The 24,800-nt window shown below is 67.4% G+C and carries 21 protein-coding genes; 7 read left to right on the top strand and 14 right to left on the bottom strand.

Annotation, left to right across the window (positions count from 1 at the left end; genetic code table 11):
* The first annotated feature begins 27 nt into the window (after window positions 1-27).
* Complete coding sequence (locus VZC37_RS16730) at window positions 28-708, top strand: nitroreductase (protein WP_330433705.1); 681 nt, start codon at window positions 28-30, stop codon at window positions 706-708.
* A 13-nt stretch (window positions 709-721) separates the two neighbouring features.
* On the opposite strand, the gene VZC37_RS16725 is transcribed toward VZC37_RS16730, so the two are convergent.
* The 3 genes from VZC37_RS16725 to VZC37_RS16715 all read right to left on the bottom strand — a co-directional run bounded on the left by VZC37_RS16725 (window position 722) and on the right by VZC37_RS16715 (window position 3,988).
* A complete protein-coding gene (locus VZC37_RS16725) occupies window positions 722-1,144 on the bottom strand; it encodes a DUF779 domain-containing protein (protein WP_330433702.1) in 423 nt (140 codons plus the stop codon).
* A 29-nt stretch (window positions 1,145-1,173) separates the two neighbouring features.
* Entirely contained in the window at window positions 1,174-2,697 is a 1,524-nt protein-coding gene (exaC, locus tag VZC37_RS16720) for an acetaldehyde dehydrogenase ExaC (RefSeq protein WP_330433701.1), read from the bottom strand.
* 145 nt (window positions 2,698-2,842) lie between these two features.
* Window positions 2,843-3,988, bottom strand: a complete 1,146-nt coding sequence (locus tag VZC37_RS16715; RefSeq protein WP_330433699.1) for a MalY/PatB family protein — start codon at window positions 3,986-3,988, stop codon at window positions 2,843-2,845.
* A 164-nt stretch (window positions 3,989-4,152) separates the two neighbouring features.
* Here VZC37_RS16715 and VZC37_RS16710 point away from each other — a divergent pair, with 164 nt between their 5' ends.
* Both VZC37_RS16710 and VZC37_RS16705 read left to right on the top strand, forming a co-directional pair.
* Window positions 4,153-4,956, top strand: coding sequence for an LLM class F420-dependent oxidoreductase (locus VZC37_RS16710; protein WP_330433698.1), 804 nt, complete (start codon window positions 4,153-4,155; stop codon window positions 4,954-4,956).
* An 83-nt stretch (window positions 4,957-5,039) separates the two neighbouring features.
* Complete coding sequence (locus tag VZC37_RS16705; RefSeq protein ID WP_330433697.1) at window positions 5,040-7,064, top strand: TPM domain-containing protein; 2,025 nt, start codon at window positions 5,040-5,042, stop codon at window positions 7,062-7,064.
* 25 nt (window positions 7,065-7,089) lie between these two features.
* On the opposite strand, the gene VZC37_RS16700 is transcribed toward VZC37_RS16705, so the two are convergent.
* Window positions 7,090-8,466 (bottom strand): NAD-dependent succinate-semialdehyde dehydrogenase, encoded by a 1,377-nt coding sequence (locus VZC37_RS16700; RefSeq protein ID WP_330433696.1) that lies wholly within the window; start codon window positions 8,464-8,466, stop codon window positions 7,090-7,092.
* Between the two features lie 258 nt (window positions 8,467-8,724).
* On the opposite strand from VZC37_RS16700, the gene VZC37_RS16695 reads away from it, so the two are divergent.
* Window positions 8,725-10,818 (top strand): PhoX family protein, encoded by a 2,094-nt coding sequence (locus VZC37_RS16695; RefSeq protein WP_330433694.1) that lies wholly within the window; start codon window positions 8,725-8,727, stop codon window positions 10,816-10,818.
* A 19-nt stretch (window positions 10,819-10,837) separates the two neighbouring features.
* Here the strand turns inward: VZC37_RS16695 and VZC37_RS16690 are convergent, their stop codons facing one another.
* A complete protein-coding gene (locus VZC37_RS16690; protein ID WP_330433692.1) occupies window positions 10,838-11,065 on the bottom strand; it encodes a PLDc N-terminal domain-containing protein in 228 nt (75 codons plus the stop codon).
* Between the two features lie 55 nt (window positions 11,066-11,120).
* On the opposite strand from VZC37_RS16690, the gene VZC37_RS16685 reads away from it, so the two are divergent.
* Both VZC37_RS16685 and VZC37_RS16680 read left to right on the top strand, forming a co-directional pair.
* Window positions 11,121-11,588: a MarR family winged helix-turn-helix transcriptional regulator gene (locus VZC37_RS16685; protein ID WP_330433690.1), complete on the top strand. Its 468-nt coding sequence runs from the start codon at window positions 11,121-11,123 to the stop codon at window positions 11,586-11,588.
* A gap of 13 nt (window positions 11,589-11,601) precedes the next feature.
* A complete protein-coding gene (locus VZC37_RS16680) occupies window positions 11,602-12,876 on the top strand; it encodes an MFS transporter (RefSeq protein ID WP_330433688.1) in 1,275 nt (424 codons plus the stop codon).
* A gap of 17 nt (window positions 12,877-12,893) precedes the next feature.
* On the opposite strand, the gene VZC37_RS16675 is transcribed toward VZC37_RS16680, so the two are convergent.
* The gene (locus VZC37_RS16675; RefSeq protein ID WP_330433686.1) at window positions 12,894-15,791 is read right to left on the bottom strand and encodes a patatin-like phospholipase family protein; all 2,898 of its coding nucleotides are present in this window, start codon (window positions 15,789-15,791) and stop codon (window positions 12,894-12,896) included.
* Between the two features lie 391 nt (window positions 15,792-16,182).
* Here VZC37_RS16675 and VZC37_RS16670 point away from each other — a divergent pair, with 391 nt between their 5' ends.
* On the top strand, window positions 16,183-17,820 hold the full coding sequence (locus VZC37_RS16670) for a DUF222 domain-containing protein (protein ID WP_330433685.1): 1,638 nt from the start codon (window positions 16,183-16,185) through the stop codon (window positions 17,818-17,820).
* A gap of 23 nt (window positions 17,821-17,843) precedes the next feature.
* On the opposite strand, the gene VZC37_RS16665 is transcribed toward VZC37_RS16670, so the two are convergent.
* The 8 genes from VZC37_RS16665 to VZC37_RS16630 all read right to left on the bottom strand — a co-directional run bounded on the left by VZC37_RS16665 (window position 17,844) and on the right by VZC37_RS16630 (window position 24,746).
* The gene (locus tag VZC37_RS16665; RefSeq protein WP_330433684.1) at window positions 17,844-18,233 is read right to left on the bottom strand and encodes a carboxymuconolactone decarboxylase family protein; all 390 of its coding nucleotides are present in this window, start codon (window positions 18,231-18,233) and stop codon (window positions 17,844-17,846) included.
* Window positions 18,233-18,889 (bottom strand): 3-oxoacid CoA-transferase subunit B, encoded by a 657-nt coding sequence (locus VZC37_RS16660; protein WP_330433683.1) that lies wholly within the window; start codon window positions 18,887-18,889, stop codon window positions 18,233-18,235. The genes VZC37_RS16665 and VZC37_RS16660 overlap by 1 nt, the downstream gene beginning before the upstream one ends.
* A gap of 35 nt (window positions 18,890-18,924) precedes the next feature.
* Complete coding sequence (locus VZC37_RS16655) at window positions 18,925-19,704, bottom strand: CoA transferase subunit A (RefSeq protein ID WP_330433682.1); 780 nt, start codon at window positions 19,702-19,704, stop codon at window positions 18,925-18,927.
* A gap of 25 nt (window positions 19,705-19,729) precedes the next feature.
* Window positions 19,730-20,332: an RBBP9/YdeN family alpha/beta hydrolase gene (locus VZC37_RS16650; RefSeq protein ID WP_330433681.1), complete on the bottom strand. Its 603-nt coding sequence runs from the start codon at window positions 20,330-20,332 to the stop codon at window positions 19,730-19,732.
* Window positions 20,329-21,669, bottom strand: a complete 1,341-nt coding sequence (locus tag VZC37_RS16645) for an MFS transporter (RefSeq protein WP_330433680.1) — start codon at window positions 21,667-21,669, stop codon at window positions 20,329-20,331. The genes VZC37_RS16650 and VZC37_RS16645 overlap by 4 nt, the downstream gene beginning before the upstream one ends.
* A gap of 25 nt (window positions 21,670-21,694) precedes the next feature.
* On the bottom strand, window positions 21,695-22,762 hold the full coding sequence (locus VZC37_RS16640) for a beta-keto acid cleavage family enzyme (protein ID WP_330433678.1): 1,068 nt from the start codon (window positions 22,760-22,762) through the stop codon (window positions 21,695-21,697).
* Between the two features lie 60 nt (window positions 22,763-22,822).
* The gene (locus VZC37_RS16635) at window positions 22,823-23,707 is read right to left on the bottom strand and encodes a TauD/TfdA dioxygenase family protein (protein WP_330433676.1); all 885 of its coding nucleotides are present in this window, start codon (window positions 23,705-23,707) and stop codon (window positions 22,823-22,825) included.
* Window positions 23,708-23,771: 64 nt separating this feature from the next.
* Window positions 23,772-24,746 (bottom strand): quinone oxidoreductase family protein, encoded by a 975-nt coding sequence (locus VZC37_RS16630; protein ID WP_330433674.1) that lies wholly within the window; start codon window positions 24,744-24,746, stop codon window positions 23,772-23,774.
* Window positions 24,747-24,800: the final 54 nt, after the last annotated feature.

Here is a 24,800-nt window from a genome sequence, read left to right as displayed (position 1 = left end):
TTCGATTCGTGCGAGGAGAGTTCGACAATGGATTACGACGAAGTGATTCTCGGGCGCCGCAGCATCCGCGGGTTCACGCCCGACCCGGTTCCTCGGGAGCTGATCGAGGAGATCCTCGCCCTCGCGATGCGCGCCCCGTCGTCGATGAACACGCAGCCCTGGAACTTTCACGTGATCACGGGAGAACCGCTCGATCGCATCCGGGCGGGAAACACCGAGCGCAACCTCGCCGGCGTGCCTCATTCACGGGAGTTCCGGACGGGCGCGGAGAAGTTCACCGGCACGCATCGTGAGCGCCAGGTCCAGGTTGCGAAGCAACTGTTCGGCGCGATGGGTATCGCACGCGACAACACGGAGATGCGGCACGACTGGGTGCTGCGGGGATTCCGTCAGTTCGATGCTCCGGTGTGTGTGATCGTGACCTACGACCGCATTCTCGACGGCAGTGACGACACACCCTTCGATTGCGGCGCAGTCTCCACCGCTCTGGTCAACGCGGCGTGGTCCCGCGGCCTGGGGGCGGTGATCAACAGCCAGGGCATCATGCAGTCGCCGGTCGTGCGTGAACATGCCGGCATCCCGGACGACCAGGTGATCATGAAGAGCATCGCGCTGGGCTGGCCGGATCACTCCTTCCCGGCCAATGCAGTGGTCTCCGAACGTAAGTCAGTCGAGGAAGCCGCCACCTTCGTGGGATTCGAACACTAGTCGGGTTCGAACCCTAGATTCCGACGGCGGCCCCGGTCAGCGGCGGCGACGCGGCCAGGATCTCGTTCTCCTCATCGCTGAAAGCCCGTGCACGCGAGAGGAAGCGAACTCCCTCCGGCGCCTCGAGACTGAATCCGGCACCCCGTCCCTTGACGACGTCGAGGATCAGTTGCGTGTGCTTCCACAGTTCGAACTGGTCGCCGTTGATCCATACCCGCACCGCGGGAAGTGGTTCCGCCAGTTCGATTTCCCCGACGAGCACGTCGCGTTGTCCGACGCGATACTCGCCGACGGGATAACACATCGGGGCGGAGCCGTCACAGCATCCACCGGATTGGTGGATCATGAGTCCGCCGTGGAGCTCCGACAGCTTGGTCAGGAGCTCCACGGCGGTGTCTGTGGCGACCACCCGATCAGGAACCTGTTGGTCCGACACGGGTTTTCACCTCTGCTTTCTGTTGATGATCAGAAGAAGCCCTTGGCACTCTGAGCGTAACCAACCAACAGGTTCTTCGTCTGCTGATAGTGCTCGAGCATCATCAGGTGGGTTTCGCGACCGATGCCCGACTGCTTGTAGCCGCCGAACGCGGCGTGGGCCGGGTAGTCGTGGTAGGTGTTCGTCCACACGCGACCGGCCTGGATCTCGCGGCCCGCACGGTAGGCGGTGGCACCGTCGCGGCTCCACACGCCCGCGCCGAGCCCGTAGAGGGTGTCGTTGGCGATGTGGATGGCGTCCGCGTAATCGGAGAAGGTGGTGACCGCGAGCACCGGCCCGAAGATCTCCTCCTGGAAGATGCGCATCTTGTTGTGGCCGTCGAAGACGGTGGGCTTGATGTAGTAGCCACCCGACAGATCGCCGCCGAGGTCGGCCGGCTCACCGCCGATGAGCACCTTCGCGCCTTCTTCCTGGCCGATGGCGAGGTAGGAGCTGATCTTCTCGAACTGGTCGTTGGAGGCCTGGGCGCCCATCATGGTGTCGGTGTCGAGGGGGTTGCCCTGCTTGATCTGGCTGACCCGGTCGACGGCCTTCGCGATGAAGTCGTCGTAGATGTTCTCCTGGATGAGCGCGCGGCTCGGGCAGGTGCAGACCTCGCCCTGGTTGAGCGCGAACATCGAGAAGCCTTCCAGCGCACGGTCGAGGAAGCCGTCGTCGGCGCTCATCACGTCCGAGAAGAAGATGTTCGGGCTCTTGCCGCCGAGCTCGAGAGTGACCGGGATGAGGTTCTCCGAGGCGTACTGCATGATCAGCCGGCCCGTGGTCGTTTCACCGGTGAACGCGATCTTGCGGATACGGTTGCTCGAGGCGAGCGGCTTGCCGGCCTCGACGCCGAAGCCGTTGACCACGTTGAGCACACCCGCGGGCAGCAGATCCGAGATGAGGCTCATGAGGTAGAGGATCGACGCCGGGGTCTGCTCGGCGGGCTTGAGCACCACCGCGTTGCCGGCGGCGAGCGCCGGGGCCAACTTCCACACCGCCATCAGGATGGGGAAGTTCCACGGGATGATCTGTCCGACAACGCCGAGCGGCTCGTGGAAGTGGTAGGCGACGGTGTCCTCGTCGACCTCGGAGATCGAACCCTCCTGGGCGCGCAGCGCACCGGCGAAGTAGCGGAAGTGGTCGATGGCCAGGGGGATGTCAGCGGCGAGGGTCTCACGGACGGCCTTGCCGTTGTCCCAGGTCTCGGCGACGGCCAGCTTCTCCAGGTTCTCTTCCATGCGATCGGCGATGCGCAGCAACGTCAGTGAACGTTCGGCGACCGGGACCTTGCCCCACTGCGGGGCGGCCTTGTGTGCGGCGTCCAGCGCGAGTTCGATGTCCTCGGCGGTGGACCGCGCGACCTCGCAGAACGTCTTGCCGTCGACCGGGGAGGGATTCTCGAAGTACTGTCCCTTCACCGGAGGGGTCCACTGGCCGCCGATCCAGTTGTCGTAGCGGGACTCGAAGCTCATCACCGATCCGTCGGCTCCGGGCTTTGCGAAGACGGTCATCTCGTACTCCTCAGGTGGTTCCAAATGTCGTGGTTCCTGGTGTCACGTGCGCCACCCAGGGGTGGCTGAAGTGATCTGGTGCACACGGTAGGAGTGAATGCGTTGCACCTGCGTTGCAGGACGTACAACGACGCGGAACCGCAGGTCAGACCGCCCGAGCAATGCGTTGCACACCGTCGATGACGAGTTCGGGCGCGCAGCCCACGTTCATCCGGGCGAAGCCGCGGCCCGGTTCGCCGAACGCCGGCCCCGAGTGCAGCGCGAGGCGTCCACGCTCGAGAATCTGTGCCGCGGGGTCGTCGCCGAGGCCGAGCGCGCGGAAGTCGAGCCACGCCAGGTACGACGCCGTCGGCCGGTGCAGGACCACCTCGGGCACCTCGTCGTCGAGCACCTGCCCGAGGATGTCGAGGTTCTCCACGATCCGGTCGACAGTGGAGAAGAGCCAGTCGTCGCCGCCGGTGAACGCCGCTTCGGTAGCCGCCCGGCCGAGGATGCTCGTCCGGAATCCGACCTCGGCGGGCTGGCGATCGAGCAGCGCACGGGTGCGGTCTGCCGCCGCGACCATGAGCGCACACTTGGCGCCCGCGATGTTGAAGCCCTTGCTGGCCGAATGGGCCGCGATGCCGACCTCGCGCGCGGTGTCTCCGACGGACAGGAACGGGACGAACGTCGGCTCGAAGTGGTGGATCAAGGGTGCGTGGATCTCGTCGCTGACCACGACGGCGTCGTGTTCGGCCGCCAACTCAGCCAGCGCGACGAGGTGCTCGCGTGGGTGCGCGAGGCCGAGCGGGTTGTGTGGATGACACAGCAGCACGGCGCGGGCGCCCGCACGCAACGCCGACTCGATCCCGTCGAGATCGAGGGCCCAGCGGGTGCGGTCGAGCTGCAGCGGCACCTCGACGACACGTCCGCCCGCCTCCGGGATCAATTCGAAGAACGGCGGGTAGACGGGCGGTGTGATCACCACCGGGTCGCCCGGTTCGATCGCCACCCGCAGCGCCTCGACGATGACCACGCTGACGTCGGTCGTGAGGCGGACGTCGGCCGGATCGACGGCCCACCCCCAGTGCCGATCGGCGAAACCGCTGAAGGCGGCACCGACCCCGCCCGGGCCGTCGCAGTAGCCGATGTCGGATGTCCGAACCTGCTCGAGCATGGCGTCCGCCACGACGGGCGCGAGGTCGAAGTCCATCTCGGCGACGAACATGGGGAGCACGTCGTCGGGGTAGGTACTCCACTTTGCGCTGGTTCGTCGGCGCAGGGCGGCGAGTTCAGGGGCGCGTGGTGTCACGAATTCCTCCTTACCATCAGTTCGTTGTGCGCGAGGGGTGCCCAGTCGACGGCGAACAGCACCCAGTCAACGGGAAACAGCACCCACTCGACGGGAAACGGCACCCAGTCGACGGGACCGAATCGGACAGTGACGCTCCGACGATCCTTCGGCAGACTGGCGTCATGACCTTCACCGCTCGCGATTTCCCCGTCCGTATCGGCGTCCAGCTCCAGCCGCAGCACGCGCCCGAGTACTCGATGATCCGCGATGCCGTGCGTCGCGCCGAGGATCTGGGCGTCGACGTCGCCTTCAACTGGGACCACTTCTACCCGCTGTACGGCAATCCGGACGGCGAGCACTTCGAGTGCTGGACCATGCTCGGCGCGTGGGCGGAACAGACCAGCCGCGTCGAGATCGGCGCCCTGGTGACCTGCAATTCCTACCGCAACCCGGAACTGCTGGCCGACATGGCTCGAACGGTCGACCACATGTCGGACGGCCGTCTCATTCTCGGTATCGGCTCGGGGTGGTTCGAGAAGGACTACGACGAGTACGGCTACGAGTTCGGCACGGCCGGCAGCCGTCTGAACGACCTGGGCGCCGCCCTGCCGCGGATCTCCGACCGCCTCGGCAAGCTGAATCCGCAGCCGACCCGCGACATCCCGGTGCTGATCGGTGGCGGCGGGGAGAAGAAGACGTTGCGCCACGTCGCCGAGCACGGGAACATCTGGCACTACTTCGTGGATGTGCCCAGCTACGAACGCAAGTCGGGAATCCTCGCCGACCACTGCGCGGCGGTGGGCCGCGACCCGTCGACCATCGAGCACTCGGCGGGCCTGCAGGCCCGGACCGTCGACGACGCGCTGGCCGAAGCGGAAGAACTGGTCAAGGCCGGTATCTCCCTCATCACCGTCGGCGCGTCGGGTCCGAAGTATGACCTGTCCGTGCTGGAAGCGGTCTGCAAGTGGCGCGACAACCACAACTGAGCACAGACCAGAACTGACGAACGGCTGACACGGCGGGCGGCGGCACGCGGGACCGCCCGCCGACGGCGGATACATTGGGACGCATGCTTGCCGCCGCCACGCACACCCGTCGGTTGGGCCCGACCCGCGTCGTCCTCGGCCTGGCCGCTCTCCTCCTCGGTGTTGTCGCGCTGCTCGGATCCTTCCCGGCGCACGCGGAACCACCGTCACGCCTGCCGACGCAGGTCGTGGACTCCGCCAATGTGCTGACCACCACGCAGCGTACGGACCTCCAGGAGTCGACCGACCAGCTCTACACCGACCACGACGTGATGCTGTGGGTGGTCTACGTCCGCGACTTCGACGGCATGCCCGCCGAGCAGTGGGCTGCCGAGACGGCCGCGACCAGCGACCTCGGCGACCGCGACGTGCTGCTCACCGTCGCCACCGAGGACCGGGCCTACTACTTCGACGCCCCCGAGGAGATCGACGGTCTCGACCAGGAGGCGCTCGACGAGATCGCCCGCGGCGACATCGTGCCGGCGCTGCGTGACAGCGACTGGGCCGGCGCCGGCGAGGCCGTAGTGAACGGCATCAACTCCGCGATGACACCGTCGAACGCGGGCCTCTACACCGCCTTGGGCGTCGGTGGGGTCGTCGTGGTGGGCGGCGGTGGAGCTCTGCTGTATCGCCGGCGGCGCAAGCATCAGCGCATCGAATCCGGTCTCGAGGCGATGCGCGAGCAGGAGCTGACCGGCGACGAACTCGTCGAGCAGCCGCTCGACGTCCTCGACCCGTGGTCGCGTGAGGTGCTGACCGACACCGACAACGCGATCCGGACCAGCGAAGAGGAGCTGCAGCTCGCGATCGGCGAGTTCGGCGAGGCCGAGACGGCACCCTTCACCGAGGCGCTGGCCTCGGCGAAGCAGGGATTGGCGGAGTCGTTCGCGGTGCGTCAGCGACTCGACGACGCCATCCCCGAGACCCCCGACGAACAGCGCGCGATGCTGGTGCAGATCATCACCACCTGCACCGACGTCGACGCCGCGCTCGACGCGCAGGTCGAGAACTTCGACGCGATGCGCAATCTGCTCATCAACGCCGACACCCGGCTCGACGAGCTCACCCGCAAGCTCGTCGCCGCACGCGCCCGGATGGAGCGGTCACAGACGAAGATGGACGCGTTGATCGGCAAGCACGGTGAGACGGTGCTGGTGTCGATCGCCGACAACGTCGATCTGGCGCGCGAGGAGATCGAGTTCGCCGAACACAGCGCCGACCAGGGACGGGAGGCGGTGTCTGCCCCGGCCGGCGAACAGGGCCCAGCGGTGGCCGCGATCCGCTCCGCGGAGGGCGCGCTGGATCAGGCGAACAAACTGCTCGACGCGATCGACAACGCGGAAGGCAACATCGCGGCCGCGAACACGCAGATGCCCGCACTGATCGACGAGGTCGACGGCGAGCTCACCGAGGCGCAGGCGCTGGCCGGCGACGGCGGACCCGCGCTGGCCACCGCCGTCGAGAAGGCGACCGCGGCGCTGTCGGCGGCACGGACCGGCTTCGACGACGATCCGCTCGGCACGTTCACCGCGCTGGTGGATGCCGACGCCGACCTCGACGATGCGCTCGACGCCGCGCGCGCCACCTCGGCCGAGCGGCAACGGCGCTCGGAACTGTTCAACGCCGCGGTCACCTCCGCCCAGGCGAAGGTCTCGACCGCGAGTGATTTCATCTCGACCCGCCGGGGTGCGATCCAGTCCGTCGCACGGACGCGGCTGGCCGAGGCGCAGCGGCTGTTGACCGAGGCAACGGAGTCCGCCCAGACCGATCCGACGGGCGCGGCCCAGAGCGCCCGCCAGGCGGGTCGGCTCGCCGACCAGGCCTTGATGGCCGCCCAGGGCGACGTCGTGCAGTGGCAGCAGAGTCAGCCGCCGCAGTCGACGCCGTCAGTGGGCGGCGTGGTGCTGGGCGGCATCCTCGTCGACAGCTTCCTGCGCGGCACCCTGCGCGGCGGTGGCGGCCGCGGCTGGGGCGGCGGATTCGGCGGCTACGGCAGCGGCGGCCGAAGCCCCGGCTCCTTCGGCGGGTCGGGCAGTTCCGGCCGGATCGGGGTCGGCGGGCGGTTCTGAGACCACCCGCCCGACCCCCGGACACCTACTTGCGCGAGGTCCTCCGCAACCGGGTGTTGACGAATTCGCCCATACCCCAACGCCCGAGCTCGCGTCCGTAGCCGGACCGCTTCACCCCTCCGAAGGGCAGGCCCGGGAGTGTGGTGCCGTGCTCGTTGACGTAGGCCATGCCGACGTCGAGCCGGTCGGCCACCTGCTGCGCCTTGTCGAGGTCGGTGCTCCACACCGATCCGCTCAGCCCGAACCCGACGTCGTTGGCGAGTTCGACGGCCTCGTCGATCGAGGACACCCGGTAGACCATGCCGACCGGCCCGAAGATCTCCTCCGAGTAGGCATCCATCTCCTTGGTGATGCCGGTGAGCACGGTCGGTGCGTAGAACGCTCCGTCACGATCGAGCTTCTTTCCGCCCGTGTGCAAAGTGGCGCCCTGCTCGACCGCCTTGTCGACCTGGTCGGCCACGCCGTCGCGCGCCGAGATCGACGACAGCGGACCCATGTCGGTGCCAGAATCTGCCGGGTCACCGACGGTGACCGATTCGAACTGGCCGACAAGGGCTTCCACGAAGACGTCGTAGAGGTCGTCGAGCACGATGAAACGCTTCGGCGAGTTGCAGGCCTGACCCGAGTTGGACAGCCGAGCCTTCGCGGCGATCGTCGCCGTCCGGGACATGTCCTCGGTGTCGAGGAGGATGAACGGGTCCGAACCGCCCAACTCCAGGACCGACTTTTTGAGGTTCTCCGCGGCGGTCTTCGCCACGGCCGCGCCGGCGCCTTCGCTGCCGGTCAACGAGACGCCCTGGATTGCCGGGTCGGCGATGAGGTCTGCGACCTGGTCGTTGGAGGCGAAAACGTTGACGTAGACGTCCTCGGGAATGCCTGCCTCGTGCAGGATCTCGGCCATCAGCTGCGACGACGCGGCGCAGATCGCCGCATGCTTGAGGATGATCGAGTTCCCCACCATGAGGTTGGGCGCGGCGAACCGCACCACCTGGTAGTAGGGATAGTTCCACGGCATGACACCGACCAGCGGGCCGACCGGTCGCCGCTGCACGATGGACTCCTCGGCGCCCTGCGGGTCGAGGGTCTCGGTCTCGAGCAGATCGGGTCCGTGCTCGGCGTACCAGCGGTAGATGTCGGCCGCGAGTTGGACTTCGCCGTCGGCTTCCGCCTTGGGTTTACCCATCTCGGTGGTGATCACCGCCGACAGTTCCTCGGCACGCTTCTCGTACAGTTCGGCGGTACGCGCCAACACGTCCGCCCGTTCCTGCACCGGGGTGTCCCGCCACCGCCGGAAGCCCGCGGCGGCGCCTTGCGCGACGGCTCGCACGCGGTCATCGGTGAGAGCCTCGAACTCGCGCTCGGTGACACCGGTCGTCGGATTCGCGGTCACATATGTGCTCATCGAGTAACACCTTCCTGTCGGATGATGTTCGCGTACCCGGCAGCGGGTCGCACCCAAACACTGAGGTCGCCGCGAACCCGGTGACGTCTCGCACCAGGTGTTCTCCCCGTGTTCACGATCACCTTCGCGCGGGTTTCCTTTCGCTCCCTAACGTCCACACAGTTCTCTGCGCAGCCCTGCGTGTGTTTCAAGCCCAGCGAATTCAGCCCACTGTGTTCAGCGCGGATCACAGGGAGCGACCCCGGGGGAGGCCCGATCGTGCGTATTCCGTTGCCGTTGTTGACCTCGCAGTCCGATCGGCTCGGCCGATCCTCGCGAGCCCGCGTCACCTGCCAGTACCGATGCGGGGAGGCCTGCTGGCACGAACCCGGAAACGACAGCGACAATCCCTACTTCCGGGATGTATTGCGCGCAAAGGCTTCTCGTCGTGCTGTGCTGCGTTCGTCGGCGGGTGCGGCGGTCGCCATCGGTGCGACGTCGATGCTTGCCGCCTGCGGTTCCGACGACGCCTCCGACTCCGCAGCAGCCTCGTCGTCGCCGGTCGACGACACCCCGCCCGCCGGGATGGACTTCGCGTCCGTCGCGCCGAACACCGAGGACGCCGTGGTCATCCCGGAGGGCTACCAGCAGCGGGTCGTCATCGGCTGGGGCGATGCGGTCCTGCCCGGCGCGCCCGCGTTCGACTTCGCCAATCAGACACCCGAGGCGCAGGCCATGCAGTTCGGCTACAACAACGACTTCGCCGGGCTCATCCCGGTCGACGGTGTGTCGGGCCACTACTACCTGGTCTGCAATCAGGAGTACACCACCGAGGAGTTCATGTTCACCGGGTATGTCCCCGGTGAACCCACCGAGCAGCAGGCCCGAATCGCCATGGCGGCGCACGGCATCACGGTCGTCGAGGTGTCGGCGGAGAACGGCACCGGCGCCATCACCCCGATCGTCGGCGAACGCAACCGGCGCATCACGGCTTCCACCCCGATGCGGCTGACCGGCCCCGGCGCGGGCAGCGATTTCGTGAAGACGTCCGCCGACCCTGCGGGCGTGACGGTGCTCGGCACCTTCGCCAACTGCGCCGGCGGCCTGACGCCGTGGGGCACGATGCTCTCCGGCGAGGAGAACTTCGATGGCTACTTCAGCAACGCGAGTGCCGTCACCGATGCCACCGCGACGGAGCGACTCGACCGGTACTCCGTCGACGACGATTCCGATTACCACCACTGGGGCCGCTTCGACCCACGGTTCGACCTCGGCCAGGAACCGAACGAGATCAACCGGTTCGGGTATGTGGTCGAGGTGGACCCGCACGACCCCAACTCCACCCCGATCAAGCACACCTCGCTCGGCCGGCTCAAGCACGAGGGCGCCACGATTCACGTCGTGTCGTCGGGGCCCGACGAGGGCACCGTGGTGGCGTACACCGGTGACGACGAACGCTTCGAGTACATCTACAAGTTCGTGTCGTCCCGCAAGATGAAGACCGGGGTGTCGGCGACGGCCCGCGCCCACAACATCGGCATCCTCGACGAGGGCACACTATATGTCGCGTCCTTCACCGGCGACAGCCCCGATGCGATCGACGGCAGCGGTGAACTCCCGGAGGGTGATTCGTTCGCGGGCACCGGCACCTGGCATCCGTTGCTGACCGTCAACGCCGACGGCTCCGCGCAGTCCCACGTCGACGGGATGACCCCCGAAGAGGTGGCGGTGTTCACCCGTCTGGCCGCCGACGAGGTCGGCGCCACCAAGATGGACCGCCCCGAGGACATCGAGGCGAATCCGCGCAGCGGCAAGGTGTACTGCGCGCTCACCAACAACGACGAGCGCGGCACCGACGGCGAGGCCCCGGCCGACGAGGCCAACCCCCGCAACGAGAACAAGAACGGCCAGGTCATCGAGATCGAGGACAACCACACCGGCACCGACCTCACCTGGAACCTGCTGCTGGTGTGCGGCGACCCCGCCGCGGCCGACACGTACTACGGCGGCTACGACAAGACCAAGGTCAGTCCGATCTCCTGCCCGGACAACGTGGCCTTCGATCCCCACGGCAACCTGTGGATCTCCACCGACGGCAACGCGCTCGACAGCAACGACGGCCTGTTCGCAGTGGCGCTCGACGGTGCGCAGCGCGGCATGACCAAGCAGTTCCTCACCGTCCCGGTGGGCGGGGAGACGTGCGGTCCGATCATCGACCGCGACCGGGTGATCGTGTGCGTCCAGCATCCGGGCGAGCTCGACGACCACTCCGCCGACAACCCGGCGTCGCACTGGCCCGACGGCGGCAACACGCAGCCCCGGCCCGCGGTGGTCGCGGTGTGGCGGGACGGCGGCACGCCGATCGGGGCCTGACTCCCGCCCCCCGAAGGGCTCAGGAGCTCTTACGCCCCACCACGAAGTAGGCGATCGGACCGACGTAGTTCAGGAAGCTCACCCCGAGCCACAGCGGCTTGGGACCCCTGACCTGCGCGGCCGGTCGCCTTTTCAGGTCCCGCAGCGCAGCGCCCTGTAAAGCGAACTGGACCACCGCGCCGACGATGATCATCGCCCGAGAACGGTGCGAGAGCTGGGAGAATCGCTTCTTCTCAGATCCTGTCATGCATGTCACACTAGCTCAGCTATTATTTCGTAAACCTAAGTATTAGCGTTGTCGTGTGTCCGAAGACGAGGTGTACCGGTTGGCGTCGGCCTTGCGGCCGTCGGTGACCCGGCTGTACCTGGCGCTGAGGCGCCGCACCCCGATCGCGGAGTACACCGCGGCTCAGGCGTCGGCGCTCGCCGTGCTGCTCGACCACGGACCGATGCGTATCGGGGAGCTCGCCGAACGCGAGTCGATCCGCATGCCGACGGCGTCCAACCTGATTGACGGCCTGAGCAAGAACGGTCTCGTCGAACGAAAGCCCGATCCCGCGGATCGTCGTGCGGTGGTGGTCGGTCTCACCGACCGCGGCCACGATCTCCTCACCCAGGTGCGTGGGCGACGGGACCGCATCCTCACCGCTGCGCTGGCCGATCTCGACGAGGCCGACCGTGCCGCCCTCACGGCGGCCGCGCCCGCACTCGAGAAGCTGCGTCGACGGCTCGATGCACTGCCCAAGCCTCACGACGACACCACCAACTGATCCAGAGGAACGCATGACTGTCACAGAGAATCGGCCGGCAGCCCCGGCCGACGAGCACGACCACTCCCTGCTGGAGACGTTCCGGCAACAACCGCGCACGGTCTGGGTGACCGCCTTCGCCGCGGTCGTCGCGTTCATGGGCATCGGGCTCGTCGACCCCATCCTGCACACCATCGCCGAGGCCCTGAACGCGCCGCCGGAGAAGCTCACCCTGCTGTTCGGCGTCTACGTCGGCGTGCAGTGTGTCGCGATGCTGCTGACCGGTTGGGCGGCATATCGTTTCGGCCCCAAGCGCACGCTGACCATCGGGCTGTCGCTGATCGTCGTCGCCGCAGGCATCTCCGCGTTCGCCGGTGACATCGACCAACTCATCGCCTACCGGGTGCTCTGGGGCCTGGGCAACGCCCTGTTCCTCGCGACCGCACTCGCCTTCATCGTGACGGCGGCCAAGGGCAGCCAGACCGGGGCCATCATGCTGTACGAGGCCGCACTGGGTGTCGGCCTCGCGGTCGGGCCGCTACTGGGAGCCGTTCTGGGCGAAGTGAGTTGGCGTGCACCGTTCGCCGGTACCGCGACCCTGATGCTGATCGGCGCCATCCTCTGTGCGGTGATGCTGCCCTCCGACGGCCCTCGCTCCGCCCGCACCCGCGTCCGAATCGTCGACCCGCTCAAGGCATTGCGGAACCGCACCCTGCTGATCACGTCGATCGGTTCCGCGTTCTACACGGGCGCACTGTTCACGGTCATCGCCTGGGCTCCGATCGCGATGGGACTGCGACCCCTGTACGCAGGTCTCGTCTTCTTCGGCTGGGGCGTGCTGACCGCATTCGCCGGTGTCCTCGTGGCGCCCTGGCTGGCCGAGCACATCGGCCAGAAGCGCGGCGTCCTCGCGGCGATCACCGCCTACGCCGCGGTCATGGCACTGGCCGCAGCGGGCGTGCTCACCGACCAGGTCTGGCTGATCGGTCTGGCAGTGATCCTGTCCGGCTTCCCGTCGGGCGTACTGAACACACTGTTCACCGGAGTGGCGATGTCGTCGGGCGACAGCTCCACGCCGCAGTCGGTGTCCAGCGCCGGATACAGCTTCCTGCGCTGGATGGGCGCCGCGATCTCCGCGGTACTGGTCGCGCATCTCGCCGACTGGTTCGGTTCGGCGGCCGCACCGTTCTGGTTCGCCGCGCTGTACTGTCTCGTCGCCGTGGCGGCCGTGTCGTTCGTCCGCGGACAAGCCGCGAAGTCCCGTGATGTCGAGGACACCGCCGCGCTGGTCGGTGCCGAGGAGTACTGACCTCTACCGGAACTGGCTCAGCACACGAGTTCCCGGGCTCGCAGCGCTTCGGCGCCGATGAGTCGCCCGAGTTCGGTGTAGGCAGCGAACTGTCCTTCGTCGAACCACTGATCCGACGTACTGTCGTGCGGGAACACCGAATTGGTGTTGGCGTAGGTCATCAACCAGTCCGGGCATTCCTGCCACAGCACGGCTTTGGCGAGGAGGAGGCGTCCGGTCTGCGACACACCGCCGCTCGGCGGGTAGGTGAAGGTCGCCGCCACCACGCAGCCCTTGGTGATCCGTGCGTTGAGCGCGGCGAAGTCGTCGTCGGGGTCGAAGGACTCCCCGGTCCCGGGCGCCAGATTCTGCGCATCGAAGTCGTCCGGCGCACCGTCGCCCGGGAAGGTGAACGTCACCCCGAGTTCGGCCCGGGCGAGCCGCACGGCATCGGCCAGGGTACTGAGATTCGGCGGGGTGTCGCCGGTGGCGTCGATGCAGACGATGGTGGTGCAGCGGCGGCGCAGGGCCTCCACGAGCCCGAGATTGTCGTAGTGGCCCCCGTCGGAGATCTGCAGCAATCGTCCACGGGCGGAGTTGATGCCGAGCACCTCCCGATAGAGATACCCGGCGCCGCGGTAACGGGGCAGGCCGTGCGGCCACGCCCAGTTGTCCTTCTGGCTCGCCGACGCAGCCAGGAACATCGGATTCGGAAGCCAGGTGCCGAGCCGCGCCCCGGAGATCGCGAACAACTTCTGATATCCGGATCCCATCCGGCCCATCGCCGACGCGAAGGCCGCGCCGCTGACCGCCACCGCCGCCTGCACGGTGAGATCGCGGAGAAGGCGCGGCGGGGCAAGGGCTTTCAACGTCCGCGTCGACACCCACCCCACGTCCGGGCCGCCGACATAGTCCGTCGCGAACGTGAACGGGACGGCGTTGAGTCCGGCGGCCGGCTTCTCCGTCCCGGAAATCGTGGCGGCGGCGGCAAAGACGAAATGCGGCCGCGATCCGGGGGTGTGGAAGTCCGCGAGTTCGGTGGACTCGCTACTCGGATAGGGCACCGCGACCGTCCGCTTTGTCTCGCGCCCACCGACTCTCGACGTGACAGTCAGCCGTCGCACGGCGAATGCCCGCGCCAACCGCCGGCGGTAGAACGGATGCAGACTCGACGAGGTGACATCGTAGAACGACAGTGCGAGAGCGATCGTCACCGCAAGTGCGAAGACGATCCACACCCCGCTGCGGTCGGCCGTGTCGCTCACGAAGGTATCGAAGGTCCATGCACCGGCGCCGCCGAACGTCGCGAACCACGTGAGCGTGACCACCAGCAACGTCACGAGGACGAGCAGCAGCTGAATCGCACCGCGCGGCACGCCCTTACGGGGCGACTCGGTCTTGCCTCTGATGGTCGCGACGATCTTGCCGACGATCCCGCGGTTGCGCCAGAGGATCGCCGCCAGAACCGCCGTGTAGTTGAGCAGGGCGACCGCCGAGGCGCTCCAGACCATCCCCGACGACGACCCGGAGAAGATCGAGTCGGCGACCCGCAGGAGACCGGGCGCCGCAACGGTGATCGCCGCGATGATGGCGACGCCGATCGCGAAACAGATCGCGGCCCGGGAGAGGACGGCGCGGATCTTCTCACCTGTCGGGCCCGCCGACATCGCCTCGGTGAATCCGGCGGCGACGAGGAACACGAAGCAGATCGCCGCGAGCACCCCGAGCATCCACACCGTCGCAGTCGAGTTGGCATGCAGACTCGCCTGTTCCGGCAAGGCCGGACCGCTCGCGACGGCGTCGTCGGGCACCGGCACGACCGCGGCGATCGGAATGTGGGCATAGGTGAGACCGGCCAGCACCCCGGCGATCACCGCAGGAGTGAACAGGATGGTGAGCGACAACAGCATGTTCTTGGCGATCACCACGAGGGCAGTGGCCATCTCGCCAGGGCTGTCGGCGATGTAGCTGGCACGGCGCCGGACGTAGTCGTACTCCTCGCTGCCCTCGTCGAAGAGGTCCTCGAGGGGCACCGATTGCACCGAACTGCCCGACTGCTCGTACGCGGTGCGCTCTCCTGCCGACCAGTAGTCGAGGTTCGGCTCGTGTCGGCGCATCGCCTGCAAGAGTGCGCCGGCCGTGTACCCGCCGCCGGACACGGAGACGACGTAGTCGGGGTGCAATGGGGTCCGCTCACCTGACTGCTTGGTGAGACTCTGCATGGCGCCGAGCGCGACACAGGCCGATCGAACTCCCCCACCGGACAGACAGATGGCGGTCCTGTCGTGGTCCTCGGTACCGACCGGCTCGGGATTCGGGGTCAGATACGCGCGGTCCCAACGGGGTTCGTCCGCCCAATGTTCGTCACTCGGGGCCGGATGCCACGCGTCGGCGCCCTTCTTCTTCAGCCACCGTCGCGCCACCAGGGTCTCGACGAGGCTGACGACCGCCCACGCCGCAACCACCCCAGCCGGAAGTAGGAGCGCGAACTTGGCCGTGGCGAACACCGCCGAGGCCGCGATGCCACCGAGCCGCCAGTCGGTCAGCAGCGCGAGATTCTCCGCCAGATCGAACAGACCGGCCGCGACGATGCCGACCGCGGCAACGGTCGACACCGTCCGGTACGGCTTGGTGAAGGCGAGCAACCGGCCGAGGAACGCCAGCCCACCCAGGGCGAGAACGTAGCCGAGGATCAGCCCGAGATCGGCGGCAAGAGTGTCTCGGAGATCCTCGAGCCGGTCCGGATCGGTCGGCGGGTAGCCGAACTCCCACGCGAGAATGCCGGGCTCGTAAGACGGAACGATCGTGACCGCGATCAGCGCGATCCCCATCGCGATGACGAACAGGACCGCCACCACGGTGTTCCGGTCGGTCGGCTTGCGGGCAGCGGAGAACCGGATACCCATCCGACTCGGGATCACACTCGGTTCACTCATCGCTGGCCTCCGGGATGCGCTACCGATCTGCCGCTGTGCTGTACCAACGTGCTCTGTCTACACCCTTGGGTATGGTCCGGGCCAGGGTTGGGTGGGTGGGTGTCGGTAGATCAGATGAGTCGTGTCGTCGGCTGAAGTAGCCGCGCGAGCCTGCGAGCCGGCGCCCCCGCTCGTTGGTTGAGTAGCCGCGCGAGCGTGCGAGCCGGCGTATCAAAACCCCCCGTGACCTGCACGAACCAAACTTGTCAGACCCATGTCGTAGTTTGGTTGTCAGCAGGAACGACACGATGGTGATGCCGCCCGGACCGTAGGGTTTTGGGGCCTTCTTTCAGAGATATGTGGGACGCAGTTGTCCTGTGCTGTCCATATCTGTCTCTGAAAGGTGTCTACGGTGTCGGGTCCGGGGTGGGCGTTGTCGTCGTGGTGGCGCGATCCGTCACCATGGCCCGACCTGCCGCCGATCTTCACCGGCGGCCTGGATGCTGCCGACGTCGCGTCGACGGACACGAATGATCTGATCGGTGCCCTGGTCGCCGATGTGCGCGGGGAGGCGTTCCTGGCGTGGCACCGCTACCAGATCGCCGCCCAACTGCATGCCCGTCTGGTCGGTGATGAGCCGTCGGATCACGACTTCCTCCTGGTCGACGGCCTCGCCGACTGCGCCGCGCGGGTGGCGCTCGGGTTGGGCATCGGCCAGGCCGCCGCCGAACACCTGATCACGGAGGCGATCGCGCTGCGCGACCGCCTGCCCCGCGTCTCCGAGCGCCTGCGGGACGGCCGGATCAGCGCGACATTGATTCCGACGATCATCTCGCGCACCGATCTGGCCGACGGCCAACCCTATGCGCCCTTGGTGGATGCCGAGATCGCCGCCGACCTCGATGCGCATGCCGGGGGCTGGTCGGCGCACCGGCTACGCGACATGGTCGACCGCATCATCTTCCGGCACGACCCCGACGCGGTCCGCGAACGCCGCCAACAAGCCCTGGATGCGCGCGGTATGCACACCAAGAACAAGCCGGATGGGATGGCCGAGATCTCGGCGACCATGGCCGCCGAGAATGTGCGGATCGCCGCCGCCGCGGTGACAGCTCTCGCCCACTCGGTGTGTGAGTTCGATGAGCGCACCCGACAGCAGCGCGCCTCGGATGCGATGTTCGCGCTGCTGTCCGGCACACCGTTTGAGTGCACCTGCGGGCGTGCCGAGTGCACCGCCGACATCCCGGTGCCGGGGACGGTGCCGCCGGTCGACGCCAAGATCGTGGTGCATGTGGTGGCTGCTGAGTCCACGTTGAACGGCACCGCGCAGCATGCGGCGTTCATCGCCGGGCACGGGGTGATCTCGGATGAACATGCCCGCGATCTCGCCGCCCGCCCCGATGCGGTCATCTCCCCGCTGGTGCCCGAGGGCACCCCCACCAACCCGGACGGCACCATCACCCTGCCATCGCATCTGCCGTCCGATCCGTACCGGCCTTCAGCTGCCTTGGACCGGTTTGTGCGGGTACGTGATGGCTACAGCGTGATCCCCGGCAACGGCACGTCGTCGTTCGACGCCGACCTCGACCACGTCCACGAGTATGACCACGCCCATCCGGAGCGGGGTGGGCAGACCGAGCCGGACAACCTGAACGCCAAAGACCGCTTCTCGCACCTGTTGAAGACGTTTGGGCGGTGGGTCGATGAGCAGTACCGCGACCGGCGCGGCCGGTTACGGACGGCGTTCACCACGCCGGAGGGGCTGATCATCGAGGGCGAACCGGACAATCTGGAAACGATGTTCCCCGGGCTGCGTCGCATCCGATTCGCACCCCCGGACCCACCACCCAGGCGGCGGTCGGACACCGACCCCGACCCGCCACCACCACCGACACCCGACCCTCCCACCCGATCCACACCCCGGGTGGCGGCCAAACATGCCCGCCGACAACAAGAACGAGAACGCAACCGGCAGCGCCGACAAGAGAAACAGAGCCGACAAGAGGAGGAGAGACGAGAGGCGGAGGAACGACAAGAGAGGGAACGATGAGCGGAAGGAGACGCGATGACTGACTAGCCTGTCTCGGCCGCACTGACGCCTCGACTGCCGCTCTCCTCCAACAGGATCGGCAGGCCGACATTGATGGCATGAACACCGACCGAGGTCGCGAGCTTGAGCACCTCGAGGATCTCGCGCTGCGTGACCCCGGACGCCAGGGCTGCGCGGATGTGACGGCGCAGCCCCGGCGCGTACAAGTGCGTGCACGCGGCGTCGACCGCGATGCAGAGCAACTGGACGACCTGCGGTGGGAGGACGCCGCTCTCGTAGGGTTCGAGGATTGCGCCGAGATAGTTCTCGGTCCACTCCGGGTCGAGCTCGTCGAGCCCGTCCCACAGGTCATTCCACGTACCGTCCGCCTTCAGACGCGCGGCCAGTGACTCACCACCGGCAGCACCCGCCATCAGACCGACCCGATCATCAGGTCTGCGGCGGTGGCGGCGCGGACCTGCTCCGCGCTGGCGCCGGGCGCGCACTCGACGAGCACGAAGCCGTGGTCGGTGACGTCGATGACCGCGAGGTCGGTGATGACACGATGCACCACGGCCTCGCCGGTGAGCGGCAACGTACACCGCTCGACGAGCTTGGGCCGACCGTGCTTGTCGGTGTGCTCCATCAGCACGATCACTCTGCGCGCACCGTGGACCAGGTCCATGGCGCCGCCCATGCCCTTGACCATCGCGCCCGGGACCATCCAGTTCGCGAGATCCCCGGCGACCGAGACCTGCATCCCGCCGAGCACGGCCACGTCGATCCGGCCGCCGCGGATCATCCCGAAGCTGGATGCGGAATCGAAAAATGCGGCACCCGGTCGCACGGTGACCGTCTCCTTGCCGGCATTGATCAGGTCGGCGTCCACCTGTTCGGCGGTGGGATACGCGCCGGTACCGAGGATTCCGTTCTCGCTGTGCAGGATCGGGGTCTGCCCGGCAGCCAGGTGATCGGGGATGAGGGTGGGCAGACCGATCCCGAGATTCACATAACCACCCGAGGGCAGCTCCCGAGCCGCCCTGGCCGCCATCTCCGACCTCGACCAGCCCGGTGCTCGAACCGTGTCCATGCATGCGGGGTCCATGCAAGCGGTGTCGATCGCGGTCATTGGACCCCCTTCGCACCGACGCCGGCGAGCGTCTTCTTCTCGATCTGCTTGGTCTGCCTTCCGGTGTGCACGATCCGGTCGACATAGATGCCGGGCAAGTGAACGGCGTCCGGCTCGATCTGGCCGGGTTCCACGAGCTCCTCGACCTGCGCGATACAGATCCGCCCCGCAGCCGCTGCCAGCGGATTGAAGTTCCTCGCGGACTTGGTGAACACCAGATTCCCGTCGGTGTCGCCGCGCACCGCGTGCACCAGCGCGAAGTCGGCGGAGATCGACTCCTCGAGCACATAGCGTCTGCCCGCCCAGCGGCCACCGAACACGCGGATCTCTTTCGGCGGCGACGCGACCGCGACCGAACCGTCGGCGTCGTACCGCCACGGCAGCCCGCCTTCGGACACCGGAGTGCCCACACCGGCCGGTGTGAAGAACCCCGGAATCCCCGCCCCACCCGCACGCATCTTCTCCGCGAGTGTGCCCTGCGGGATGAGCTCCACCTCGAGCTCGCCATCGAGGTACTGCCGGGCGAACTCCTGGTTCCCGCCGACATAGGAGGCAGTCACCCGTCGGATGCGTTTGGCGTCCAGGAGTATTCCGAGACCGACGCCGTCGATCCCGCAGTTGTTGGAGTAGACCTCGAGATCGGTGGCGTCGCCGGCGGCGACCGCGGCGATGAGCTGGTCGGGTATGCCGACGAGTCCGAAACCGCCGACGGCCAGACTGGCGCCGGACCCGATGTCGGCGACGGCGTCACCGGCCGTCGCATGGACCTGTGTCATGTCGTCCTTCGTTCTTCAGGTGTGCTCACGCGGGCTGATGCGCCGAGGTCATCGTGAGCAGATCGTCGATGAGCTGTGTCGCGCGTGGCCACGGCCCGTAGCCCGCGGCCGGGTTGAGGTGGCCGACGTCCCCGAGGTCGATCACCCGCGCACCCCACACTTCGGCCATCCCGGTGATCCGCCGGAAGCCGCCCAGCGCGTCGGTACGGCTCGCGGCGACGACGGTCGGGAACGGCAGACGCCGTCGCGGTATCGGCGTCCACCCACCGTCGTCGAGTTCCTGTGTGGTCGGATACCCTTCGGGCAGACGCAGTTCCAGATCGGCGGGGGTGACGAGCAGGGCTCCGGCCACCTCTCGGGTGGGGTTCTGCGCCCAGTGCACGGTGGTCATCACTCCCGCACTGTGTGCGACCAGCACCACCGGGCCGTCCACCTGATGCAACATCCGATCCAGCGCGGCGACCCGCGCATGGCGGCTGAGCTTGTCGCGCTCGAGCGGCGGGACGGTGACGGAGTCGTAGCGCTCCGCAACGTCGAGGTCGGCCGCGAGATGGGTCTGCCAGTGGTCGGCCACGTGGTCACGCAGGCCGGGGACGATCACGATCGTGGGTTGCGGCGCGGCGTTCATCGGGTTCCTCCGTTCGAGAACTGGCCGAGTGCGGCGAGCTTGCGCACCCCGAGCGGATGCAACCGGTAGCCGACCACCAGGGCCACGATGGCGACGAGGTAGGCCAGCGGCGCCAGTTGCAGCGCCTCACGCAGGCCCAGGCGATCGGCGAGGATGCCGACGACGAACGGCCCGAGCGCGAGACCGAGGAGGTTGTTGGCCACCGTGAGAGTGCCCATCGCCGACGCCCGCACCGACGAATGGGTCAGGTTCGCCACCATCGCCGCTGTCGGGCCGGACGAGCCGGCCGCAAAGAAGCCACCCAGGCAGATCAGCGCCAACTGAACCGGCCCGGTGCTCATGCCGAAGCCGACAGTGAGACAGACCAGGGAGATGCCGCAGAATCCCAAGGCGCTGAGCCACTTCCGCCGGATCACCCGACGCCCCACCCGGTCGGTGATGAAGCCGCACACCACCATTCCGGTACCGACGAGCACCACCACCGCGGCGGCTGCGACGCCGGCCCGGTCCGGGGTGAGGTCGTAGTAGCGGTTGAAGAAGCTCGGTGTCCACGACAGCAGGATCGCCGCGGTGAACATCTGGGCGCCGCCACCGACGTACGCGCAGAGAACGGCGGGGTTGGTGAACAGGCTCGAGATGGGGGCTCGATATCCGCCGGCCTTGGCGTCGGGCATCGGCGCGGAGTCCTCGGCGGAGTGCCGAGCGACCCTGCGTTCGGTCACGACGATCCGGAACAGGGCGACCAGGATCAGCCCGAAGACCGCCATCGCCGCGAATGACCAGCGCCACCCGAGGTGGACGGCGATCACTCCGCCGAGTGCCACTCCGAGCACCGAGCCGAACGATCCCCCGGCCATGAATGCGCCGCTCAACGTCGCGTGGACACGCGGCGCGAACACGCTCAGCACCAGTGCGATGCCCACGCTTCCATAGGCGGCCTCACCGACGCCGACCAGGAACCGCGCCGCCAGCATCTGCTCGTAGTTGCTCGCCACCGCGCAGAGCAGCGTCGCAACCGACCACAGCACCGCCATCACGACGAGGCTGCGGACGCGACCCCAGCGATCGGCGATGAGCGACAGCGGCAAGGTCAGCAGGCCGACCATCAACGCGACGATGCTCGTCAACGACGCCAGCTCGGAGTCGACCAGCGACCACTCGGATTTCAGGAACGGGAACACCGCACTGAGCACCTGCCGCGACATGTAGTCCGAGATCAGGAGCGCGAAGGTGAGGCCGAAGACCAGCCACGGATACAGCCGTGACCGGCCGGACCGCCCGGGGCCATCAAGGGCCTCGGGGGTCGGCGCCGGACGGGAGGGGACCGTTGTACTCATTGGATTCTCCTGGAGACCGGACGTCTCAGGCCTGCGCGGCGAAGCCGTGCTGGGTGAATCCGACCTGACCGGGCCGGCGGTTGGGCGCGTAACCCAGCTTCGCCAGCGTCTCGTCGGCGTCACGATAGGTATCGCCGATCCGGTAGATCTCACGTGCTTCCTTGCCGCCGGCCACCTCTCGTCCGAGCTCCCCGGCGATCCGGACCAACTGCTGAATCTGTTGTACCGACGTCATCTTCTCACCGACGCGGCCCCAGATGGTGTCTTCGTTGCCACATCGGGTGTGCAGCCCCATCGCGATCGCCATCGCGTTGACCGGCAGCACCGAACGCATCAGTGTCTCCAGGGTGAGGCACGCGCCGTCGGGGACCCGCTGGATGAAGTTCATGATGTTGTACGGGTTGGGGCCGTCGAACCCGCCGCCGATACCGACCCAGGTCAGGTTGAGCGGGCCGGTGTAGACGCCGCGACGGATGAGTCGTTCGACGGTCTCCAGCTGCGGGATGCTCGACAGCTGGAAATGCGGCTGGATGCCGGCGGCCTGCAGGCGGCGCAGATGCTCTTCCACCCAGCCCGGGCCGGCGGGAACGGTCATCTCGCGGTAGGTCGCCGCCAGTTCGGGACGTGCCAGCGAGGTGCCGCCGATGTCGTCGGGCGTCATCAGTTCCATGATGTTCATCTGGCTGGTGTTGATCGCGATGGTCACCTGATCGGGAGCGGGGTCGAGTTCGGCCAGCATGTGCCGGGTGTCGTCGGACAGCCATTTCGCATCCGCGCCTTCACCTTCGGGCGCGAACGAGATCGAACCGCCGACCTGCAGGATCATGTCCGGCACCGCCTCGCGCAGCCCGGCGAGCAGTTCGTTGAACTTGGACAGCCGCTTGCTGCCCTTGCCGTCGAGCTCTCGGACGTGGATGTGCAGGACGCTCGCACCGGCCTCGTAGCAGTCGACCGCCTGCTGGATGTGTTCCTCCATCGTCAGTGGGAGGTCGTCGCGGAAATCGTCGGGCTCCCATTCGGGTCCGTACGGAGCGGCGGTGATGACCAGCTTGTCCTGGTTCTCCGGGAACAGGGCGTCGTCGTGGAAATGCATGGTGTTCTCCTTCAGATATCGTGCGGTTCGGCTGAATACGGGCTGATTGCGGATCGGGGGTCAGAACGGGCGATCGCCGACGATGCCGGCGCGCTCCATCTTTCGAACGGCCGGCCAGTAGTCCTGGACGGCGTAGTGCTGGGTGCTGCGGTTGTCCCAGATGGCGACGCTGTTCGGTGTCCACCGCCAGCGCACCTGGTACTCGGGGATGGTCGCCTGACTGATCAGGTACCGCAGCAGATCGCTTGCGCCGGGGGCATAGTCGATGCCGAAGCGGACGTTGTCTGCCGTGTGGTAGTTGACCAGGTGGGTGGCGAACGAGTTGACGAAGAGGATCTCTTCACCGGTCTCGGGATGTGTTCGGACAACCGGGTGTTCGGCGTCGGGGTATTTGGCGTGCAACGCGGCCCGCTGCTCCGCCGGCATCCGGGCACCGAAGGTCGCCTCGATGCTGTGCCGGGCCCGCAGGTCGCGGACACGCTCCTTCACCGACTGGGGGAGCCTGCGATAGGCCTCGGCCATGTTCACCCAGATGGTGTCGCCGCCGACCGGCGGGGATTCGACGCAGCGCAGCACGCAGCCGAACGGCGGATTCTCCCGCCAGGTCGCGTCACAGTGGTAGCTGTTCTCGAAGTGCTCGGGCGGGCTGTCGAGATCCTTGTAGATCTGCACGAGCCCGGGATGGTCGGGGTCGCTGCCGACCACCGGATGGTCCTCGAGCGGTCCGAATCGTTCTGCCAGCCCGACGTGTTGGGCGCGGGTCATGTGCTGGTCACGGAAGAACAACACTTTGTGCTGCAGCAGCAGCGCGCGCAGTTCGTCGAACAATGCCGCGTCGGACGCGACTTCGGCGAGGTCGCAGTCGCGTACCTCCGCACCGATCGTGCAGGTCAGTTGCTCGACGTCGAACGTGGTGCGGGGCCGGTTGGGGGCGGTGATGGTCATCGGAGTTCCTTTCGTTGGACTCTGCTCGTTGGACGCTGCTCGTCGGACGCTGCGAGCCGACGGGTCAGAGGGAGAAGACGGACGATCCGATGCTGCGGCCCGACTCCAGGTCGCGATGTGCGACAACGGCATCGGCCAGCTCGTAGCGTTGGTTGATCTCGATCGAGATCCGTCCGGCGGCGACGTGGTCGAACAGTTCGCCGGCGAGTTCGCTGCGCTCGACCGGATCGGCGATGTAGTCGGCGAGCGCCGGCCTGGTCACATAGACCGACCCGGCGATCGCGAGCCGCATGGCATCGATCGGCGGGACCGGACCGGAGGCCGTCCCGAAACACGCGAGCAGTCCGCGCCGACCGACCGAGGCGAGCGAGGACGCGTGGGTTGTCGCACCGATGCTGTCGTAGGCCACTCGGACTCCGGCGCCGTCGGTGAGTTCGCGAACCCGTTGTGACACATTCTCTTCGGTGTAGATGATCACCTCATCGCAACCGTGGCGGCGGGCCACCTCGGCCTTGGCCTCTGTCGACACGGTGCCGATGACCCGTACGCCGAGCAGGGCGGCCCATTGCGAGAAGATCAGCCCGACGCCACCGGCCGCCGCCTGCAACAGGACGGTGTCGCCCGATTCGAGCGGCCAGATGCGGCGTAGCAAATACGCGGTGGTCAGCCCGCGCATCGTCATCGCTGCGGCGGTGTCGAATCCGATCTCGTCTGGCAGGGCGATCAGGTGTTCGGCGGGCATCACGCGCTCCGTGCTGTACGCGCCGAGGGGACTGCCGGTGTAGGTGACGCGATCACCTTCACGGAAGTCGGCGACACCGGGGCCGACCGCTTCGATGACGCCGGACGCCTCGACGCCCATGCCGGCCGGTAGGGGCGCGGGGTAGAGCCCGGTCCGGAAGTAGGTGTCGGCGAAGTTGAGGCCGACCGCCTCGTGGCGGATGCGGACCTCGCCGGCGGCGGGTTCCCCGACCTCGACGGCTTCCCATTGCATGACCTCCGGTCCACCGGTCTCGTGGAAGCGGATCGCCTTGGCCATGAATTCCTCCTGTGAGTTGTCGTCAGCGACGCGCTCTGTGTGATCCACGTCATG

It is taken from the genome of Gordonia sesuvii, from assembly GCF_036350415.1.
GTDB lineage: Bacteria > Actinomycetota > Actinomycetes > Mycobacteriales > Mycobacteriaceae > Gordonia > Gordonia sesuvii.
The sequence above is the reverse complement of the archived record's forward strand: the minus strand, read 5'-3'. Positions and strand labels throughout refer to the sequence as shown.

Coding starts and splice junctions, on each gene's coding strand:
- VZC37_RS16675 (WP_330433686.1), bottom strand. CDS start 15,791: ATGAGTGAACCGAGTGTGATCCCGAGTCGGATGGGTATCCGGTTCTCC.
- VZC37_RS16630 (WP_330433674.1), bottom strand. CDS start 24,746: ATGGCCAAGGCGATCCGCTTCCACGAGACCGGTGGACCGGAGGTCATG.
- VZC37_RS16680 (WP_330433688.1), top strand. CDS start 11,602: ATGACTGTCACAGAGAATCGGCCGGCAGCCCCGGCCGACGAGCACGAC.
- VZC37_RS16665 (WP_330433684.1), bottom strand. CDS start 18,233: ATGGCGGGTGCTGCCGGTGGTGAGTCACTGGCCGCGCGTCTGAAGGCG.
- VZC37_RS16705 (WP_330433697.1), top strand. CDS start 5,040: ATGCTTGCCGCCGCCACGCACACCCGTCGGTTGGGCCCGACCCGCGTC.
- VZC37_RS16645 (WP_330433680.1), bottom strand. CDS start 21,669: ATGAGTACAACGGTCCCCTCCCGTCCGGCGCCGACCCCCGAGGCCCTT.
- VZC37_RS16650 (WP_330433681.1), bottom strand. CDS start 20,332: ATGAACGCCGCGCCGCAACCCACGATCGTGATCGTCCCCGGCCTGCGT.
- VZC37_RS16710 (WP_330433698.1), top strand. CDS start 4,153: ATGACCTTCACCGCTCGCGATTTCCCCGTCCGTATCGGCGTCCAGCTC.
- VZC37_RS16700 (WP_330433696.1), bottom strand. CDS start 8,466: ATGAGCACATATGTGACCGCGAATCCGACGACCGGTGTCACCGAGCGC.
- VZC37_RS16690 (WP_330433692.1), bottom strand. CDS start 11,065: ATGACAGGATCTGAGAAGAAGCGATTCTCCCAGCTCTCGCACCGTTCT.
- VZC37_RS16730 (WP_330433705.1), top strand. CDS start 28: ATGGATTACGACGAAGTGATTCTCGGGCGCCGCAGCATCCGCGGGTTC.
- VZC37_RS16660 (WP_330433683.1), bottom strand. CDS start 18,889: ATGGACACGGTTCGAGCACCGGGCTGGTCGAGGTCGGAGATGGCGGCC.
- VZC37_RS16640 (WP_330433678.1), bottom strand. CDS start 22,762: ATGCATTTCCACGACGACGCCCTGTTCCCGGAGAACCAGGACAAGCTG.
- VZC37_RS16635 (WP_330433676.1), bottom strand. CDS start 23,707: ATGACCATCACCGCCCCCAACCGGCCCCGCACCACGTTCGACGTCGAG.
- VZC37_RS16655 (WP_330433682.1), bottom strand. CDS start 19,704: ATGACACAGGTCCATGCGACGGCCGGTGACGCCGTCGCCGACATCGGG.
- exaC (WP_330433701.1), bottom strand. CDS start 2,697: ATGACCGTCTTCGCAAAGCCCGGAGCCGACGGATCGGTGATGAGCTTC.